Annotated in this window: 12 protein-coding genes; all 12 read left to right on the top strand. The window is 45.6% G+C overall.

Annotated elements, in window-relative coordinates; genetic code table 11:
- Window positions 1–161 precede the first annotated feature (161 nt).
- The 12 genes from R3B84_16025 to R3B84_15970 all read left to right on the top strand — a co-directional run bounded on the left by R3B84_16025 (window position 162) and on the right by R3B84_15970 (window position 19,441).
- Window positions 162–992 carry a hypothetical protein gene (locus R3B84_16025; protein ID MEZ6142073.1) on the top strand — a complete coding sequence of 277 codons (831 nt, stop codon included), beginning with the start codon at window positions 162–164 and terminating at the stop codon, window positions 990–992.
- Entirely contained in the window at window positions 989–1,801 is an 813-nt protein-coding gene (locus tag R3B84_16020) for a hypothetical protein (protein ID MEZ6142072.1), read from the top strand. The genes R3B84_16025 and R3B84_16020 overlap by 4 nt, the downstream gene beginning before the upstream one ends.
- Before the next feature lie 1,731 nt (window positions 1,802–3,532).
- The gene (locus R3B84_16015; protein ID MEZ6142071.1) at window positions 3,533–6,322 is read left to right on the top strand and encodes an SNF2-related protein; all 2,790 of its coding nucleotides are present in this window, start codon (window positions 3,533–3,535) and stop codon (window positions 6,320–6,322) included.
- A gap of 62 nt (window positions 6,323–6,384) precedes the next feature.
- Window positions 6,385–7,326 (top strand): sigma-70 family RNA polymerase sigma factor, encoded by a 942-nt coding sequence (locus R3B84_16010; protein MEZ6142070.1) that lies wholly within the window; start codon window positions 6,385–6,387, stop codon window positions 7,324–7,326.
- Window positions 7,327–7,333: 7 nt separating this feature from the next.
- Window positions 7,334–10,351, top strand: coding sequence for a DNA methyltransferase (locus tag R3B84_16005; protein ID MEZ6142069.1), 3,018 nt, complete (start codon window positions 7,334–7,336; stop codon window positions 10,349–10,351).
- 74 nt (window positions 10,352–10,425) lie between these two features.
- A complete protein-coding gene (locus R3B84_16000) occupies window positions 10,426–13,515 on the top strand; it encodes a DEAD/DEAH box helicase family protein (protein ID MEZ6142068.1) in 3,090 nt (1,029 codons plus the stop codon).
- A complete protein-coding gene (locus R3B84_15995; GenBank protein MEZ6142067.1) occupies window positions 13,493–13,864 on the top strand; it encodes a hypothetical protein in 372 nt (123 codons plus the stop codon). The genes R3B84_16000 and R3B84_15995 overlap by 23 nt, the downstream gene beginning before the upstream one ends.
- A gap of 178 nt (window positions 13,865–14,042) precedes the next feature.
- On the top strand, window positions 14,043–15,029 hold the full coding sequence (locus tag R3B84_15990; protein ID MEZ6142066.1) for a DUF932 domain-containing protein: 987 nt from the start codon (window positions 14,043–14,045) through the stop codon (window positions 15,027–15,029).
- Window positions 15,030–15,100: 71 nt separating this feature from the next.
- Complete coding sequence (locus R3B84_15985) at window positions 15,101–15,640, top strand: hypothetical protein (GenBank protein MEZ6142065.1); 540 nt, start codon at window positions 15,101–15,103, stop codon at window positions 15,638–15,640.
- A 231-nt stretch (window positions 15,641–15,871) separates the two neighbouring features.
- Complete coding sequence (locus tag R3B84_15980; protein MEZ6142064.1) at window positions 15,872–16,696, top strand: hypothetical protein; 825 nt, start codon at window positions 15,872–15,874, stop codon at window positions 16,694–16,696.
- Window positions 16,697–17,555: 859 nt separating this feature from the next.
- Window positions 17,556–18,605, top strand: coding sequence for a transcriptional regulator (locus tag R3B84_15975; protein MEZ6142063.1), 1,050 nt, complete (start codon window positions 17,556–17,558; stop codon window positions 18,603–18,605).
- Window positions 18,602–19,441, top strand: a complete 840-nt coding sequence (locus R3B84_15970; GenBank protein MEZ6142062.1) for an agmatine deiminase family protein — start codon at window positions 18,602–18,604, stop codon at window positions 19,439–19,441. Before R3B84_15975 ends, R3B84_15970 begins: the two co-directional genes overlap by 4 nt.
- Window positions 19,442–19,713: the final 272 nt, after the last annotated feature.

Below are 19,713 nucleotides of genomic sequence, written 5' to 3'. Positions count from 1 at the left end.
ATGACTTCCTTGCCGACTTTTCACGCACTTAGGTTAAGGCATCCAAAAGGCGGCCTTATAGGAATCACATATTTCAGGAGCGTCAGGAAAATTATGAGAGAGGCACGGAAAGTTTGCGATTGTCGGTGCATGTTATGGAATAAACCAAAATATGGAGGCGTATGATGAGAGAGTACTACCAGGGTGATAAGGGTGAAAATGCTCGGAAAGAAAAAAAAGCGGTATCACTAACAAACCTAATCGCTAACTTGAAGGAGCTCAAACTAGAGTTCTATGTAAATACGAAAAATGAGCCAGTGGTGTTTCTTCCAGACAGTCCCTTTGAGAAGTACTGGCCAGCAGTACATGATAGAGTAGCTTCTTATATCTGTACAGTATATTACGACTTGAGTGAAGGTGGACATATAAAGCCCTCTGATTTCACGGCGTTGCTCTACCTGCTGAAGGAAGAATGTTATAAGGGTGGCCGCCGACTAACTGAGATAGAAAGTCCTGAAGCAGAGAAAGAACCGATCATCCAGGCATTGCTGTGTTACTTAAATAGATACGATTCATTTGAAGGAATGACAGCAACACTACTTAACAAACTGAGCGAACAAGAGATCGCAAGAAAAATCACAGGGTTCGAGAATTTTCCCGTGCTGACCAACATTTTCAGCAGACGCTTGAATCGTCTAAAGCCAGTGCTGCGCGGACTTGGGATTGAGGCAGACATTTGGCATGAAGAGGATGGCAGTCATTGCAAAGTGAAGCGTATGAGCGATTTCCGTGTTGAGTCTGACGCGTTTACGCGTCAGTCGTCAGGTATCGCTTCAGTCGCAATTCCAATAAAAGGCAAAGACTTTCATCCTACTGACGGCTCTGACGAGAAAGCACGGTTCGACGATATCAACGATGAAATGCTATGTTGTGATGGCAAAATGTGTGAAAGCAATGACGTAATACCACAAAACGACCTGAAGCCAAATTCAAAAATAGGAGGGATGGAATGAACAAGCATCTCAGTCCACGAGAAATCCAGCGGTGGTATCCTGGACAATGGAGTGATATTGTCGGGAACAGCAAATTAGTGCAGGCATGGCATGATCTCATCAAGAATGGTGGAACCAACATGCTTGTAACTGGGCCTAGCCGCACAGGGAAAACTAGATCGATATCCCTAGGTATCATGGCAGCAATGTGTCCAAATCGATCTGTCGAACTCAATCCATGCTACAAATGTTCGACTTGTGAGCAGTTAGTAAATGCAAGAGAAAATCATTACGGACTGTTCAGTTTGTTGTCCGGAGCCAGAACCAGCTATTTTGCTGTTGACTGTGAAACTGTAACTTTGGAGGAGCTAAAGAGTGTAGTACGAAATGCCAGTTCAGAACATGTGCCTACATTCATCTATCTGGATGAAATTGCCGCTCTGGGCCGGCGAAACATCGAGAATTACATTTTAAAAGCAATTGACGAAACCCCAGCCATCTGGATCGCATCAGCGATATCAGTCCTAGAAAGAAACGAGAAAGGAAAAGCAAAACGATCACTTGGCTTGTCAGAGCCCATACTTGCTCGATTTGCCATCAAGGTAGGGACAACCCTTCCCCGTGAACGAATACTCGCGAATTGGATCAATCACCGATGCAAGGAGTGGGAAATTACTATTGATCGAGAGGAGGAGATAATTCCATTGCTAATCAAACGTAGCTATAATCGTGTTGGAATGGTAATCCAAGTGCTAGCTGTTGCAGCGACACGAGGTCGTCATATAACCTTAGATTTCGTGCAAAGCTTCAATTTTCAAGCCGAAGATTGATGGCGATATTCTAATCTGCCAAATTAGCAACCTCTTTTGCTAAAATACATATTTAAGAATTTATAAATGTTAATATAGTATCCTAAATTAACACCAATCGCCAGATGTTATTGAACTGTTCATTGTTTCGAGTTATTTGCACAGCAAGAGGTGATTCAATGCAGTAGTGAGAGTTATAATCATTTGATATCTTCAGAGGAACAACTTAGATGTTTCAACAGCGTCATAACTCCATTGAGGAGATTGCGGGAGGGACAGTAACTATCGAACGGTGTATCCCTGATTTCAATGACCTTTGCTGGCAGACTTTTACTTTGCTCACTAATGGGCTTACTGTAGCACATCCGGGAGCAGATCATGAAATCATACAGTCTTTCCGTCAGATATTCAGCCGGGGATGTGGATTTCAACCAGGAACAATATACGCGAATCCAAGTGGAATTGTTCGGTCGTCAGACTCTGATCGCAAATTCATTCTATGCGCTCGCCAGCTACAGAAAGAGTGGTTTCATCTTATTAATGCTGAATTTGCATCGGCTGGCCGTGTCCGTCGATCAATGCGAACCGTTGACCCTCTAGTCAAGCAGCTAACTTTTACTGGAGTGATGTTTATCAATAACCGACACATATTTCAGAATCGCTGGCCCGACTGCACAATACCCAGGCATCAGAAAAAAACTAAAAGACAGATCTAGTGCCCTGGCTGATAACAATTAGCTTAAGTTCCGCTACTTTACCAGCGGATTATAAATAGGTATATTGTCGCATAGCCCTGCGGCGAGTGGTCGGCAGCCAAGCTCTCGAGCTTGAAAGAATGCCGATCGCATCATAAAAAATGATGTCGAAGAAATTAAAAAAAGTGACAAAATATTACATACAAACAAAATAAGTAAATATTAAAACAAAAACAAAATAGAAATAATACAAAAATAAATAAACTATTGAAAACACAGTATTTTACAATAACAGAAATGATAATATTGAATCCACAATAGAATGCAAATGAAAATTACATATAGTAAATCAAAAAAAGAATTATTGAATTAAAATTATACTAGTGACACGAAATTGAATAAGAAGCTAATTATTGTATTAATTATCATTGAAACATAGTAGCTAATAATTGAACATATTTTATCAGGAGATGTATGAATCATTGCTTGTCGAGGCCAATATCTTTAGCCTACACGATATTTCCGACCAGCAGTGAACACTGCACCTGATTTATGGTTTCACACTGAGCAAGGGACGAGGATGATTCACCAGAGATATTTGCTGGCGGACGATGCCAAAATGTACGACTAGATAACCGAGGTGGAGTACAGGGTGCATGCAAATCGTGAATTTTATGATTTCCAGATAACGACACAACCGCTGACTGTCCGGGCTATGGTGCTGTTCGATAAGCCCGACTGTTCAGCAGCGAATTCGTAAGTTGCGCCGGCAGGAAATGCCATTGCAACTAGCCGATCTCCGCGTGCATAGTTGCCATTTCCTGCCATTGGATATCCAAAATGAAAATTGTTGCCAAGAACAGTAAAAAGTATGTAATTTTGTGACAAATCTGCCACAGGTCTGTAGGGTAACATTGGCTACGCAACATCAAGTTTGCGGTGAAACCTTGTCTACATACACACTTATTCACCCATTATGAGTACACCGTACCACGCCAAATACTTCGCGCACGAATTAACACGACATGCACAATGTGGAACCTCAGACCGTCTCTCGATGGCACTGTTCGACGCTTGTGTCGATTTGAATCCCCACCAGATTGAAGCAGCGATGTTTGCATTACGTAGCCCATTACAGCAGGGTGTCATATTAGCAGATGAAGTTGGCCTGGGGAAAACGATTGAAGCTGGACTCCTACTATGCCAACTGTGGGCGGAAAGACGGAGGAGATTGATGGTTATCTGCCCTGCGATATTGCGAAAACAGTGGGCACAAGAACTTACAACAAAATTCAATTTACCTACGGTGATACTCGACTCGAAAAGTTATCGTCAAGTTCAGCGAGATACTGGCGAAAATCCATTCAAGACTCAGACGGTAATCATTGCTTCATACAACTTCGCAGCCAAGTTCGCTACGGATATCAAGGCAGTGCCTTACGATCTCGTAGTGATTGATGAAGCACACAAGCTCAGGAATGTTTACAAACCGAACAACAAAATTGGAGCTGCAATCAAGTTTGCAATCGAAGACCGAAAGAAATGCCTGTTAACCGCTACCCCACTTCAGAATGACCTACTCGAACTTTACGGACTCACAAGTTTATTGGATGACCAGATATTTGGAGGTCAATCGGCATTCAGCTCGCAATACAAGGGTTCACAAGCGAATCTTGATCATCTACGAGTCCGACTACAAAAGTTCTGCAGAAGAACGCTGCGAAAGGATGTGAACGAATACATCAACTATACCAACCGAATTCCAATCACTGTAAATTTTTCACCTTCAGACGATGAACAAAATTTCTATGAAACGATTTCTGACTTCCTGCAACGGGAAGAATCTTATTCCCTTCCCAAAAGATCGCGTCATTTAATGACTCTGATGATGCGAAAATTACTGGCATCATCCTCAGCTGCCATCGCCAGCACTCTGGAAAAATTGCGGCAACGGCTAATCATCCAGAGCCAGCATCCAGGAAATGAACAGGCCGATCACGAACTGACACAAGACCTGATGGATGACGTGGAGATTGATGAGGAACTTCTGGAAGAAGTTACTGAAACCGAATCCGAAACCGCACCTCAAGCGGAGAAGTTGATTGATCAACTGATTCTCAGTGAGGAGATTGAAGAACTTCAAAGATACTCGCAGTGGGCAAGAACCTTCGGCATCGACAGTAAATCACGTGCGCTGATTCGCGCTCTGGATCAGGGTTTTAAAAAACTGGAAGAGATGGGGGCACATCGCAAAGCGCTCATTTTTACAGAATCCCGACGGACACAGAATTACCTGAAGAACTTCCTGGAAGCAAACGGATATACAGGGAAAGTGGTGCTGTTCAGCGGCACTAATTCTGATCCGGTTTCAAAAACCATCATTGATGCCTGGATCGAACAGCATTCCCAGTCATCTCGGGACCGAAACTCACGGGCAATTGATAGTCGTACTGCCCTGTTGGAGCATTTTCGGGACCATGCCAACATCATGATCGCCACGGAAGCGGCATCAGAGGGGGTAAATATTCAGTTCTGTTCGCTAGTAATCAACTACGACCTGCCATGGAATCCCCAGCGAATTGAACAACGTATCGGGCGTTGTCATCGATACGGACAGAAGTACGATGTCGTGGTGATCAACTTTCTTAATGAACGGAATGAAGCAGATCAGCGTGTACATCAACTGCTTTCATCCAAGTTCAGCTTGTTCGATGGTGTATTTGGGGCATCAGACGATGTACTAGGACAGATTGAATCGGGTGTGGACTTTGAGAAACGGATTCTCGCAATTTACCAGCAGTGCCGGAATTCCGAACAAATTCAGTCTGCTTTCGAGCAACTACAGAAGGAAATGGATGAGAAGATCCAATCGAAACTTCGTGAAACTCAACAAGTATTGTTTGAACATTTCGATGAGGACGTTACAACTCGACTAAAATTGAGACTCGAAAATACGAAAATGACTTTGGATCGTATGGGGAGACAATTTTGGATAATTTCAAAACAGATACTATCAAACAGAGCCCAGTTTCACCAGGAACAATTATCTTTTACCCTGAATGACTCTCCTCTCAGTATTTGTCCCAAGGGTAATTATTATCTTATTTCTAAAGGGCACCTCGATGTCCCAGGGGAATTTCTTTACCGATTATCCCATCCTCTCGGAGAATGGGTAATTGATTCTGCCAAAACTATTGCAACGCCACTTGCGAAAGTTACTTTCGACATCAGTAACTACGATAAACGGATCACCGTTGTGGAGAATCTCATTGGACAAACAGGGTGGTTAACGTTGCAACATCTTAAAATCACTTCCTATGAGGATGAAGAATACCTGCTTTTCTCTGCTACTGATTCTTCGGGCAAGAGTTTGGATCAAGATGTCTGTGAAAAATTGTTTCAATGTAGTGGTACAGTATCGACCGCGGATGATTTACCAAGTGAGTTGCGAGAACGTTTGTCAGGCAATGCTGAACTCCACACATCTGCTACCGTTAACAAATCACTCGAAGGCAACAATCAATTCTTCAATGAGGAACGTGATCGTCTGGAAAAATGGGCAGAAGATTGCATTGAAGCCAAAGAAAAAGAATTGAAGGATATCAAAAATCAGATTAAGCAGTGTCGTCGGCAGTCCAGCAATGCCTCAACATTAGACGAGCAGGAACAGATTCAGGTACGATTGAAGGAATTAGACCGACTTCATCGGAAAAAGCGACAGGAGATTTTCGCTGTCGAAGATGAAATCGCTGAAAAGCGAGACAACATGATTGACCAATTACGACAACGTAAGAAGCACGATACACAAACGACCCATCTCTTTACCATTCAGTGGGAAGTCATCTAACTACGGACATTGCAGATGAATCGAAATTGGAGTAAATTCAAAAAAAATTCGTGAGAACAAACGTGCAGCCCAACGAACCATTATCGACCTACGTGACAGAACCTTCAACTCCGAGCACATTTACTTCCCAGCATACGATTCCAGAAAAACGACGTCGTTTTTCGAGAAAACGAAAACGCAACCATTGGGCAACGAGAAATCCAGATGATTATGTGTGTTACAAAAAAATGCCAGAACTAGGATATCTGAAGGAATGTCGACTAATTGAACAAGCCCAGATGGGGGATATTCAGGCTAGAAATCTGGTTTGGACTCAGCACACTCGAATGGTGTTGACTGTACTGAACAATTTTCATTGTCCTGAAGAACTGATTTCAGATGCGATCCAAGAGGGTATTTTGGGGATTTTACGTGGGATTGAACGTTTCAAAATCGAAAAGTTGAATTCGTTCAGTACCTACGTTTGGTATTGGATTTATCAGTATATCCAACGATTTTTAATCGGGCATCGATTTCCCGTGCCAATCCCTGCACATCTCTATCAAAATTATCTCGAGTTTTTCCTCGAACTGGATGACCATATCCGTAGATGCGATACTAATGCCTGGAACGATCTCGTCAAAGAGTTCAATGAAAGTCTGTTTCTTAGACTTGATGCGATTTATCATCTTTCTTCTGCAACACCCATTCATTCCTTTAGACCGAACGATCTTCCTGACCGAAAACCGATCCGCGATCATGAATATCGAGAATTGAGAACAGTGATTAGCAAGTTATTGAAGTGCTTGAAGCCAAGAAACCGATTCGTGATCATCCAACGATTCGGACTTGGCAAAGGAAAACCGAAATCACTAAAAGCCGTAGGAGAGCGTCTAGGAATCACTAGAGAGAGAGTTCGTCAACTTGAAGCGAGTTCACTCGAAAAAATGCGGCGATACTGTATCAAAATAGCACCAGAATACGCGATACTTCTTCAAAACGATAAGAACAGAATGAAAGGATAGTCCATCGATGTCGCAGTTTAAAAAATTCCAGAAGCTCCTTGAGGAACTGTTCCAACTGGATCAGGCCGATCTGGACTTCGGCATCTACCGGATCATGAACCAGAAGCGGGACGAGGTGGTCCGTTTTCTGGAGAAGGACTTGCTGCCGCAGGTCAAGGAAGCATTCAAACACTACCAGTCAGCAGACAAGGTGCAGATTCAGAGGGAACTCGACAAGCTGATCCAGCAGATCGAGGGTGCCGGGATGAATCCCAACGATTCGCCGAAGGTTCAAGCACTCAAGGCGCAGATGGCCGACTCCAGCGTCGATGTCACGGCGTTGGAGAACGAGGTCTTTAGTCACCTGTTCAACTTCTTCCGGCGCTACTACCACGAAGGCGACTTCATCTCGTTACGGCGGTACAAGGAAGGCGTTTACGCCATTCCCTATGAGGGCGAGGAAGTCAAGCTGCACTGGGCCAACCACGACCAGTATTACGTCAAGAGCAGTGAATACTTCCGTGACTACATCTTCACGATACCCTCAGGCAAGCGGGTGCGGGTGCATCTGGTCGCCGCCTCGTCCGAGCAGGACAACAAAAAGGAAGCCCCCGGCAAGGAACGCCGCTTCATCATCTGCGCAGAAGACCCGATCTATGAAGAGAACGGCGAACTCTTCATCCGCTTCGAGTACAAGCCCGACGACGGCAAGAAGAAGCAGGATACCCTGAATCAGGAGGCTATCGAACGAGTTCTGAAGACCGAAGGCATCGACGATTGGGTGCGAGAACTCGGTAAACTTGCCCCGACAAAGGCGAACCCAAATCGAACAGTGCTGGAGAAGCATCTCACCCAGTACACCGCCCGGAACACGTTCGACTACTTCATCCACAAAGACTTGGGCGGCTTCCTGCGGCGAGAACTCGACTTCTACATCAAGAACGAGGTGATGCACCTCGACGACATCGAACACGACACCGTGCCCCGAGTCGAGCAGTACCTCAGCAAGATCAAGGTGATCCGCAAGATCGCCCACAAGGTTATCCAGTTCCTCGAACAACTGGAGAACTTCCAGAAGAAGCTGTGGCTCAAGAAGAAGTTCGTCGTGGAGACGAACTACTGCATCACGCTCGACCGGGTGCCCGAGGAGCTTTACCCAGAAATTGCCGCCAACGAAGCCCAGCGGGAAGAATGGGTGCGGCTGTTCGCCATCGACAAGATCGAGACAGACCTGAATGGCCCGGGGTTTTCAGTGCCGTTAACTGTCGACTTTCTAAAGGCTCACCCCGGCCTATTTGTTGATACCCAGTATTTTGATCTGAAGTTCCAATCGAGATTGTTGCGTACGATTGAGAACCTTGAACAGTCATCTGGTGGATTGGTAATTGAGTCAGAGGCGAGTCAAGCTTTGCGGTTGATAAAGTGTTACTTAGCGCATCGTGTTGGCGTCGTCGTCGCCGATCCGCCATACAACACCGGGAACGACGGGTTTCCGTATAAAGATGCCTACCAGCATTCATCTTGGCTCACGATGACTTCTTGCGTTCTTGAGATGTTAAATCGTGCTATGCGAGCAGATTCGCTTTGCGCATGCTTCATTGATGACCACGAGATATACCGACTCGGGAATTTAATGAACGACATTTTTGGTGAAACTGGTCGAGCGGCGTGTGCCCCTTGGAAGTCTGAGGCAAGCGGAGGAAAAGAAAAGACTGGCCTGCGGTCAGGCCATGAGTATGTGCTGATTTACCACAATGGTGATGCTACTTGCATAGCACAAACAGAACTTTCAACTGGAGAACTTGATCGTGAAGACAAGTGGGGCAAGTACCGAAAAGGGAGGGAACTTCGCAAATGGGGTGGTGCCTCTTCGAGACTTGACCGTCCTGGACAGTGGTTTCAACTGCCGACCCCAGACGGCACTCTTGTATATCCGATAAAGAACGACGGATCAGAAGGACATTGGAGGTGGGGAAAGAACAATGCTGCAATCAAGGTGGCACTGAATGATCCAGACGTGTTTCACTGGGAGAGATGCGATTTTAATGCCGGAGTGTCGCACGACGGTGCCTCCGAGCGATGGGTTCCATTCGAGAAGATCAGGGATGTCAAGAAATCAGTCGGCTGGAGCACGTGGCTGGACAACATTGGTCGCACTGCTGACGCAACTCGGGAGCTAAAGTCAATGTTTGGCGAGAAGCCATTTGACACGCCAAAGCCAATGTCAATTTACCGATGGTTAATTGCACTTCACAATGATGAAGAGGCATATGTCGTGGATTTATTTGCGGGGTCGGGCACTGCGGGGCATGCCACAATCGATCTTAACGCAAGCGATGACTCCAATCGCAAATTCGTTTTGTCAGATATAGGCGACTCTGTCCGTTCTGTTATTTGGCCACGAATCCAGAAGGCGTTCTACGCAGATTCTTGGAAGGACGGAGTTCCGAGCGAGCGAGGCGGGAGGCGTTCTGCTTTATTCAAGATCATCCGCCTCGAATCCTACGAGGATACCCTCAACAACCTCGAACTGAAGCGAACAGGCCAGCAAACATCGCTGCTCGAACAGGACGATGACCTGCGTGAGCAGTACGTTCTCTCGTACATGCTCGACGTGGAGAGTCGTGGCAGCCAGTCGCTCTTGAATGTTGAGTCCTTCCGCAACCCCGACCAGTACAAGCTCCGAGTCGAACGCAACGGCGAGACCCAACTGGTCAACGTCGATCTGGTCGAGACTTTCAACTGGCTCTTGGGCCTGACCGTCAAGCACATCGACGTGATCCGGGGCGTGCGTGTCGTTGAAGGAACGAACCCTAACGGCGACCGGGCACTGGTCCTTTGGCGCAACCTCGACGAAACCAACAACGATGCCCTCGACGAGTGGTTCAAGAAGCAGGACTACAACACGAAGGATCAGGAGTACGACCTGATCTACGTCAACGGCGACAACAACCTCGAAAACCTCCGACGTGGCGACCAGACATGGAAAGTCCGCCTCATCGAAGAAGAGTTCGGACGCCTCATGTTCGACGTCGAGGATGTCTAGGATAATTGAAAATGGCAAAGAAACGCATAACAAAAGTCGCAAATCCACCGCTTAGGTTTGACGAGAAACTCATCTTGAACCAGTGGATGCTGTCACTCTTCGAGGTGAGCAGCTTCGACAAGCTGGCCGAGAACCTGAAGACACTGGAATTGGAAGGACTGGACGAGAACAACGTTCACAAGTTCCTGCACCAGATGAGGCTGCTTTGGGAGTACGAGGAGTTTCCGGGCGACACGTTGCTCGGCTATGACCAGAACATCGTCAAGCACACACTGGCGCTCAGTGAGAAGCGAGCCGAGCCACTGAAGTGGAAGTATTTCCAATACCTCTCGCTGCTCTTTACCGAGGTATACCTCGACCGTTTTTTCCGTGACCCCGATAAGCTGCTGGCCGACCTGAACCAGCACGTCGCCAAGTTTAATGAAGGAAAAACCGCAAAGGAACAGCTACCTGCCTACGAGCCGGACGACCTGCGGAAGCTGGCCTTCTGGAACGCCACGGGCAGCGGCAAGACGCTGCTGATGCACGTCAACATCCTTCAGTACCAGCACTACTTGAAGCTGCACGACAAAGAGAAGGGCCTGAACCGGATCATTCTGCTGACGCCCAACGAGGGCTTATCGGAACAACATCGGATTGAATTGACCTTCTCCGGTATTTTTGCAGTGCGTTTTAGTAAGACCTCGAAAGGATTGTTCGCAGGCAGATCGGTTGAAATCATCGAAGTCACCAAATTGAAAGAGGAAATGGGAGAAAAGACTGTTGCCATTGACGCATTCGAGGGTAATAACCTGGTACTGGTTGATGAAGGACACCGCGGAGCCAGTGCGAGCGTCGAAGGGGCATGGATGAACGCCCGCAATCGGCTCTGTGAAAATGGTTTCTCCTTCGAGTATTCCGCCACGTTCGGACAGGCGATGAAAGGAAAAGTTGGCCTTGAAGCCATCTATGCCAAGAACATCCTGTTCGACTACTCGTACAAGTATTTCTACCGGGACGGCTTCGGGAAGGACTACCGCATCCTGAACCTGGCAGATGATTCCAATGACGAACGTCGTCGACTGTACTTGACCGCATGTTTGTTGGCATATTACCAGCAGAAGAAACTTTTTCATGATAATCGAGCCGCTTTTCGGCCATTCCTGCTGGAAAATCCCCTCTGGATATTCGTGGGGGGTAGTGTGAATGCAGTACGCACTGAGAGCAAAAGAAAAGTCTCAGACGTTGTTGACATCCTGCTAATCCTGTCGGAATTCATTAAGAGCAAGCACGAATCAATTGCACTGCTGAAGCGTCTGATGAGCGGCAAACCGGGTCTGTTGGATCAGCGTGGCAGTGAGATTTTTGCGACCGCATTCCCGTATCTTGTTAAACTGGAACTGAACCCTGAAGAATTGTTTGATGACATCCTGCAGGTAGTGTTCAATTCATCCGTACAGGCTGCCTTGCATGTTGAGCATCTGAAAGGAAGTGACGGAGAAATTGCTCTGCGAGTGGGCGAAAATGAGCCTTTCGGATTGATCTATGTGGGTGATGCAACAACTTTATGTAAGCTTTGTGAAGAACAACCTGACTCCTTAGTTGTGCTTGAGAAAGAGTTTTCTGGGTCGTTATTCCAGGGATTAAACGAATCGGAATCGACTGTAAATATTTTGATCGGTTCGAAGAAGTTCACCGAAGGCTGGAACAGTTGGCGAGTCAGCACGATGGGCTTGATGAATATTGGGAAAACAGAAGGTTCGGAAATTATTCAGCTATTCGGCCGTGGGGTTCGATTGAAAGGACATTCCATGTCCCTGAAGCGTAGTGGTCAACTGATCGGTGTTGATCGCCCTCCCTACGTGTCACTTCTGGAGACACTGAATATTTTCGGCATCCGTGCAGACTACATGAAACAGTTTCAGGAGTATCTGGCTGATGAAGGGCTGCCAGGTAATCAGGAACAGATCGAATTCGTGTTGCCGGTTGTCAAAAATCTCCACGGCAAGAAGCTGAAAGTAGTTCGCATTCAGGAAGGTAAAGATTTTAAACGAGATGGTAACAAACCAACCCTTGCTTCCCCACCAGAGAGAATTCGACGGCACCCTGTTTCATTAAATTGGTATCCCCGCATTCAGTCGCAACAAAGTAAAGGCTTACGGCGGATGGATGATCGAGTACAGAAGAATGTTGGCAAACTAACCGATCAGCATCTAGCCTTTATGAATATCGATAAAATCTGGTTTGAATTACAGCATTTTAAGAACGAGAGATCATGGTACAACTTCAATCTTCCCAAAGATATGATTGTACCATTGTTAAGCAATCCAGATTGGTACACACTTTACATTCCTGCCGATGAATTGAGACTGAACCAGTTTCATCGAGTTCGCGAATGGGAAGAAATCGCCACAATACTGCTTAAGAAATATATCGATCGATACTACAAATATTGCAAGCAGGAATGGGAATCCGATTTTTATGAATACCACACACTAAAAGAGAACGACCCAAATTTTCTCGAAGAGTATCGACTGATGATCAATGAAGATCAGGAACATATCGTCGAGCAGTTACAGAACATCAAAGAGGACATTGATCGGGGCATTCTGAAGGACTGGAATTTCTCAAGCTGTATTGCGATGTCATTTGGACAACACCTGTACCAGCCCCTTCTGCATGTGAAAAGCGACCATATCAGCGTTACACCGGTTTCTCTGAATAAGGGGGAAAAAGATTTCGTGGAAGACCTGAGAGAGTATTTCCAGAATCATTCCGCGAATCGGGAATTGTACCTGTTGAGGAATATGAGTCGTGGACGCGGGATTGGCTTTTTCGAAGCAGGCAACTTCTACCCGGATTTTATTCTTTGGTTATTGATCGATGACCACCAATACATTACATTTGTTGACCCAAAGGGGTTGCGGAACTTAGAGGGCCCACAAGACCCGAAAATCCGATTCTACCGCACCATCAAAGAATTGGAAGGTCGATTGGGGAATCCAAACATAACTCTGAATTCCTTCATCATTTCTAGCACACCTTTTACCCAGGTTGAATGGTGGCGAGATGAATTGACCAAAGAGAATTTGGAAAAAGCAAACGTTTTGTTTCAAATTGAGGACAAAGGCACTTACATTGAATCGATGCTGAATTCGATTCTTGCACAAGCTGTCGAATCGTGAAATTTATCAAAATCCTACTTTTGTCACTTCTGTCAACGGTTTTTGCCATCCCGATGTTTTCAATCCGAATGACCCTGGATTGCAAGAGATCCGCAAGCATCAAGTAATAAAGTGGTTCCAGCGACTGCTCGACATCGACCAGCCAAATGCACATCGTAGAGATGATCACGATCTTTCATTACCCAATGATGTGGATCAATGCCTTGAAATGTTCCGAGACAATTGCAACAAACAGATCAATGGACAAGGTTCCAATGTTCGTGGTCCGAGATGGGGAGTCACCATGAAACATATTGCACGAAGAGCAACGAAAAAGGTATTGAAGCAATCAACGTCGAGTCGCTGTTAACTCGAAGACAACTGATTGACGAGTTTGATCGATACTGCAAATCAAGTGTATCTGAATCTGTTCCTTCAAGGGACGTATCTGGGGACAAAGTCGGTATCTCATGTTTGGAACGGACTTTGTCGCTTCCTGCGGGTAATAGTGTTAGAAAGCACATGCACATAATCCAAGGAGCATCAAAATGGCTCATAACTTGTCAACGACCAACGGCAAAGCTTCAATGATGTACGTGGGAGACGTACCATGGCACAGGCTAGGAACTAAACTCGACCAACCAGCAACCGCCCGTGAAGCAATCACAGCTGCTGGCCTCGACTATCGAGTTGAACGCAAGCCACTCAAAACACAAGACGGCACTGAGGTTTCGATTCGGAAAGCCACTGTTCGGTCGGACACGAATGAAGTTCTCGGTGTCGTAGGAAACAGCTATGTCCCTGTCCAGAACTTCCAGGCATTCGAGTTTTTGGATTCCGTTGTTGCTGAAGGAGAACTTCGCTATCACACCGCAGGAGCCTTGGGACGCGGCGAAAAGATATGGATGCTTGCTAAGCTGCCCGGTCAAATTGAGGTTAAGAACTCGAGCGACATCGTGGAAAAGTATCTGTTACTTTCAAACGCCCACGATGGGTCAGCTGCACTTCGGGTCTATTTCACGCCAATCAGAGTGGTATGCCAAAACACCTTGTCTCTCGCTGAAAGTAGAAGTCAGGGTCAAGGAGTCAGCATATTACACAAGGGAGACCTTCAGTCGAAGATTCGCGAAACTCGACAAGTGTTAGGATTCGCTACAAGATTTTACGATATTGCCGAGCAGAGGATCAATCGATTGGCTTCCCATTTTCCTACTCAGTCTCAGTTGTCAGCCTACTTTGAGGAAATCTATCCCGATCCTGAAGATGGCAAAGACAATACCCGGGCGTTGAATATCCGCCAAGAACTTAATCGACTTTTTGAGGAAGGAATCGGTCACGATGAACCTTCGATCAAGCACTCATCTTGGGTCGCTTATAATGCTGTTACTGAGTTCGTTGATCATGTTCGTCCAGGACGTGGTTTGAATGACATGGAACGAGCAAGCCGACGCTTGGACTCCATCTGGTTCGGCAATGGTGCCCGCCTCAAACAAAAGGCATGGAACCTGGCACTCAACATGTCTCTCGCAAATTAAGTCAACTATGAAACCTGATTGAATAATGTGTAACTAAGAAATACACGTTTCAAACTTCAAGGAGAGCTACCATGCTTCGAGCCAATGTTGGTCTCAGTCGTAAGATATCGCGAGATTTCAATTCGAGTGGCTATTCAGTGAGTCTTGATGGAGAAATCCCAGTATTCGTCCATGAGCCTGAAGTGATCATCGAAAAGATATTGGAGTTATTCAGCCTGGCTGAAGAAGCCCTGGCACAAGAAATTGAATTAGACCGAAGAAACGATTCCCTAGGTCGGCTGAATGAAAACAGGCCCATTTCCAACCATGAGATATCTGGCAATGAGAATCCTTGCCTGCCGAGAAATGGAACACACGAAAAATCTCAAGGTGATCAAGCCCAGGCGAGTAACATCGGCAACAAAGAGCTGGCTACTGATAAGCAGGTTCAGTTTCTGCTCGCTATCGGTAAGCGATTCAAGCTGACTACTTTACAATTGGAAAGCCGGGTTGCAAAAATCATCGGGAGAAAGTGCGGTCTTAATGACCTTACCAAAGCGGAAGCGGGTCTCGTTTTGGATCGACTCAAAAAGGAAACTCAAGGTAACAATACTCCCAACGGACATCATTAACACTGATTTTTCCAAGTAGAAATCATTTCAAATGAGCTAGAGATTCTTGACGGTCGGACGGTAGAATTCCGCCAATTAAACACGATGAGACCAAATAAACCAATCGATGACTTGCTCTTTGGGTATGGCACGCTGGATCAGAAGGCGGTGTTCAGGAAGGTTTGGACCTACCTTCGATTGTTGAATCAACTGTGAAAGTAGAAAGGTTTCAAAATCTATTGAGAACTTCAAATGCTGACAGAACTTTATCGCAAAGGGGGCTGCCTGTGTCAACCTGCTCGTGAAGGTACGCTTCGCTGTCCTCTGATCATAAGACCCACCAGCGAAGATGTCATCACGGGGCAACTCATACAAGTCTTGAAAGTACTAAATCCCCGATGGTGGCTTCCTGATCTTCTCAATCATGCCCTGGGATCCCAAGCATTCGGTCGTCAGGTCTTTCGCAATCTTAAGATAGAACCTTGGATGAACAAGCCGACCTATCCAAGGGAACTGTTGCTATGGGATGAAGGAAGCACGCAGGTCGATGTGGTAATCACCTGGGAGAATCCTCCAACTACTGTTTACATCGAAATGAAATACTGCAGTGAATTATCGTCGACGACATCTCGCAACCATGGCCAGTACGGCTTTGCTGCAGACCAACTTTCTCGAAATGCCCGCGTAGGATTACTCGAATGTGGTTACTTTCGCCGTCCACAACTGTTCGAACAGGAGAAACGAGACTTCATTCTGCTCGTCGTAACTCCTGATGGAAGTCAGCCACTGGTTGCTCGTTATCGTGACCCCGATCAACTTCGTGCAGCCATACCTCATAGTGATCAAATCGCTGATTTGCCAAAGTTGCCGTTTATTGGGGAGTTAAGCTATCTCGAAATCGTTATGCTGATGCAACGCCAACGTCGATGGTTCTCACGCTCGGAAAGGATAGTGATTGACCAACTCATCGAATACTTGAATATGAAGTTAAGCAGTAGGCCAAAACGGACCTTGCAAAATAAGTACGGTACGATCTTTGAATCTTGTTCTGAAACCCCGACGGGAGATACGATCTGAGAGCCATCACCTGAATCATCTGCAGCAATTTGCATGCACTGAAATCGAGCGAAAATTAATGTAGCATTAGAATGAACTAATTTTTTAACTGGTGAATTTACTGATCAAGTAGGATTTCTTGTGCACCATGGTCATGACCAACTTACAAAATATACCCGTTATTGGACAATGACCCACTGTTGTCGTCTTAGAATGCTACATTGGAAGAAATCTAACTTTGAGTGAGAAATTGTTACTGTGGAATCCGCCAAATATTTTCAATCACCACCATATCCAATGGATCCAGTGAAATATAATTCTGTTTACACTTTTAATCAAATCGCATTAAGCCAGGTCAAAGTGAAGAAAATGTGTATCGCCTGCTACCATCTGCTAGCAACTTTGAATATTGCGGCTACCTAACCAAATCACGGATACGATACTTCAAAGCAGGAGCAACATCCGGAAGAATGTCGATGGGTAAGCAATGTATTTTCCACAGCCATCCGTCGAAGAATCCTTACTTGGCAGATATCCCATCATTGCAAGACATCCACTCGTTCCTTTACTACCGTCAGTTAAGGGCAATAACTGTGGGCGCAACGAAACTATGGGTCTGGGACAAAACGCGTGCTACGATGAGAACCGTTCGTAGAATGGCATCTTGGATGGAGAAGAATCATTTTCGAGTGGTTACTCATTTCATGAAAACGGATTTCGCCTCCTGGCAGTCAAATTATGTTCAAAAAGTGATGCGGGATTTAGGATGGAAATGGCCTGACTCATTCGGCGAGTTATATATTTCCTGGCCCAAAATTCTGCGAACGACTCTTAAATTCAAAGTTCGAGTGTTTGTTCGTGAGCCTGGAGTGAACAAAAGATGACAAGTTCGAAACGAAAACCGATCCCCAAACTACTGCCTTCCGAAGCCAAAGGCGCACTTCCTGATCCTGATCGACGATTACGTCAGGCTGACCGGCTGGCGCGCGTGATGAGGATGCTTCAGCTTCTTTTGAGTAGGGGTCGTTGGAATGTCCGAGACATAGCCTTGGAACAAGAGTGTTCAGAGCGAACTATCTACCGTGATATGAAGGTTCTGGAGTTTGCCGGTATCCCAGTAGAATTTGACCAAAATGCTCGTTGCTATCGTGTAGCGAAGAACTTTCGTTTTCCATCACTAAACGTCACTGTGGAAGAGGCCCTTGGTCAAGGAACTTCGATTGCAATCACTTCATATGAAGGATTGAATATTAGCACTGGTGCGAAGCAGGTGAATCAGAAGTTAGTTGCAACTGTGGAGGAAGATGTTGCAAAAGTACTTATAGACGCTGAGAAATTAGTTTCCGTTCTCGATCTGAAGTTGGCCGATCATTCTCTGCATAGGAATATTTTGCGAACAATCCAATGGTCTCTAGTCAAAGCCAATCTGATTAACGGAACTTACTTCAGTCCAGGTATGGATCAAGAAGTGAATCTTCAATTGCATCCCTATCGGCTGTGTCTAGTGAAGCAGGCCTGGTATTTGATTGCTCGTCCTGTCGACGAAGACACTCCTCGAACCTATCGTGTTGCACGATTTACGGTATTGCAGATGCTAGACACGAAAGCCGAAGTTCCTGATAATTTTGACCTCAAAAAATACTTTGGAAACGCCTGGGCAGTTTATCGAGGTGACCGTTCTTTCAAAGTGGAAATTGTGTTTGCGAAAGAAGTAGCTGGCATTGTTAAAGAAAGTATATGGCACCATACCCAAAAGATTCATGAACACAATAATGGTTCTTTAACAATGACATTTCAGGTGGATGGCCTGAACGAAATTGTTCGCTGGGTTCTCGGATGGGGAAGCCGAGCCAAAGTGATCCAGCCAAAAGAACTTCGTGAAATGATTTTAGTAAATCTACAACAGTCAATTGACGCATACCATACATGATACCTGATTGGGATGTCAACTCCGTTTTCCTGGCAAATTTACTCCAGGTCTGCCACGCTGAGTTGTTCACAGAACTCATTTATATCCTGAAAACCCACGAAGTCAAAGTCCGATTGCTTCACAACGTAAAGGACATCTGGTCGAGAGATTATTGCCCAATCCAGATTTCCCTTGGCGAGTGGCTGCAATTTCGGTATGAGCCAGACTACCTCAAGAACTATCCTGAATTACGTACTGATCGGCAAGTAGCAGATCAGTTCCGTAAGCTGGGCAAATGTCACCATTCGACAATCAACATCGATGGCGGCAATGTGGTCGCATCGAGGAATAAAGCCATTCTGACCGACAAGATTTATCGCGAAAATCCAAGTTGGGACCGACCAGTACTACGGGATGAACTCCGAAATCTCTTGCAAGTAGATCAACTAATCATTATTCCCAAGGAACCCTACGATCCCGTTGGTCATGCAGACGCGATTGTTCGCTTCATCAGCGAAGACACAGTTCTGTTGAACAACTATGCCGAGATCGATCCACTGTACGGAAATAGGGTGGCCAACATTCTTCACCGACACGGGTTGAAAACTGAACTTCTTCCGTATTTTATCGAACAACAGTCCGTAAACGGAATCCCATCTGCCCTGGGATTGTACGCTAACTTTCTCCGAACAAGCAAAGTCATCATTGTACCTGCCTTCGGCACAGAATCTGATCAGATCGTACTTAATAGACTTATTTCTTTGATTAATGACGTTCCGATCGTATTACTGGACTGCAAGCAATTGGCGAGAGAAGGTGGAATCCTCAATTGCATTTGTGCCAGCTATTTGTTGTAGTACGTTGATGCTTGTCAGAATTCTGAGAGATAATTCCGTGCAGATTCACCTGTATCCTAAGCGAATGAACAATACATACAGAGAATTTGAATCCGGGTTAAGAAAGAAATTACGATTTCTTACAAAGGTTGGGTGTAACTTCACAGCCGGGATTTCATTTCGAATCCCGGCTGTTGGTGGCGATCTGTGCGTGTACATATCATGACTTCATGTTCTAGCAGTATCCAAGCTGACCTAACGAGACAAAAGCAAAACCAAAGCTAGGGAAATGA

This window comes from Zavarzinella sp., assembly GCA_041399155.1.
GTDB lineage: Bacteria > Planctomycetota > Planctomycetia > Gemmatales > Gemmataceae > JAWKTI01.
This window is presented reverse-complemented; position numbering and strand designations above follow the sequence as displayed.